The organism is Streptomyces sp. NPDC057486 (genome assembly GCF_042802415.1).
Taxonomy (GTDB): domain Bacteria; phylum Actinomycetota; class Actinomycetes; order Streptomycetales; family Streptomycetaceae; genus Streptomyces; species Streptomyces yanii.
Map to the genome: position 1 here is coordinate 1 of NZ_JBHVEE010000334.1, position 1,083 is coordinate 1,083.

At 67.7% G+C, this 1,083-nt stretch carries 1 pseudogene; it reads right to left on the minus strand.

What is annotated here, in order from left to right:
• Positions 1-8: 8 nt before the first annotated feature.
• Positions 9-1,006: pseudogene (locus tag ACFU6I_RS48725) on the minus strand (IS5 family transposase).
• Positions 1,007-1,083 lie beyond the last annotated feature (77 nt).

Sequence of the window (1,083 nt, forward strand, 5' to 3'; positions counted from 1 at the left end):
GGTTGAGATCACTCGGTGGGGCGGAGGCTGCGGATCCAGATGAGGGAGCCGCGTAGGTGGAGCCCTGCGAGGTAGCTGGCGGAGGTCTTGTCGAAGCGGGTGGCGAGGCCGCGCCAGTCCTTGATCTTGTTGATGCAACGCTCCACGCTGTTGCGCTCCTTGTAAAGATCGACGTCGTGGCTGACGGGCCGTCCGCCCCGACGCCCCTTCTTCTTGCGGTTCGCAACCTGGTCCTTCTTCTCCGGGATGACGGCCTTGATGTTGCGTTTGCGCAGGTGAGCGCGGTTGGCGCGGGAAGAATATGCCTTGTCGCCGGCAACGGCGTCCGGGCGTGTGCGGGGACGGCCGACTGGGCCGCGGACCTTGATGCCGGCCAGGACGGCGGTGAACTGGGGGCTGTCGGCGCACTGTCCCGGGGTGAGGACGAAGGACAACGGGCGGCAGCGCCGGTCGGCAGAGAGGTGAACCTTTCCGGTCAGGCCGCCGCGCGAGCGTCCCAGCAGGGCCGCTTTCAGCCGGGCCCGTCGCCGTCGGCGCACTCGCCGACGCTCTTCACGTTCCGGGCTGACAGGTTCGGCGCCCGTCCCCGTCTGCCCTTTTCCTCCCTTGCGCGTGCCCCCTTTTCCTCCTCGGCCGCCTTCTCCAGCGCCGTGAGGACCTCGGCGTCCACGACCATGCCGGCGGCGTCGTGGTGGGCCCGGGCCACGGTGGAGTCCACGCTGACCAGGCTGAGGTCGACCTGTCCGCGCGCGGCGGCTTCAGTGATCACGCCGTCCATCAGAGCTTCGAAGACACCCAGGTCACGCCACTGCAGAAACCGGTGGTAGACCGTCGTCCAGGCGCCGTGGTCGTCGGGCATGTCCCGCCACGGGCTGCCGGTGCGGAACCGCCACACCACCCCTTCGAACTGCTGCCGCAGCCGCTTCGGGTACGGGCCGAACTCGCCTATCGGCAGGAACGGCTCGATCAACGCCCACTCGTCATCCGTCACTTCAGACCGCGTCACACCAGCCTTCTACCAGCACGGAAGGTGACACGGGGCAGAAACCCGAAAATCTAGATCTCAACCCGGAACAGGCCCTA